This window comes from Vibrio sp. 10N.222.52.B7 (assembly GCF_041474275.1).
Taxonomy (GTDB): domain Bacteria; phylum Pseudomonadota; class Gammaproteobacteria; order Enterobacterales; family Vibrionaceae; genus Vibrio; species Vibrio crassostreae_C.
On sequence record NZ_JBFRTU010000027.1, the window covers coordinates 3,158 to 3,428 of the forward strand.

The 271-nt window shown below is 48.7% G+C and carries 1 pseudogene; it reads right to left on the reverse strand.

Annotated features, from left to right (window positions below):
- Window positions 1-271, reverse strand: a pseudogene (locus AB4512_RS10145) (haloacid dehalogenase); the annotation flags it as partial.

A 271-nucleotide genomic window follows, 5' to 3' on the forward strand; every position in this document is an offset into this window, starting at 1 on the left:
TTGACGACATCGCCATCGCTGCCCCTGCAACTACTGGACTAAGCAGAAATCCGAAAAATGGGTAAAGCACACCGGCCGCGATAGGAATACCAAGCGAGTTGTAGATGAAGGCACCAAATAGGTTTTGCTTCATATTTCTCACGGTCGCTTGAGATAGCTCGATCGCGTTGCTTACTGATAATGGCGATGAGTTGAGTAGCGTCATTTGCGCACTTTCAATCGCGACATCACTGCCACTGCCCATTGCTATGCCTATATCTGCTTGAGCAAG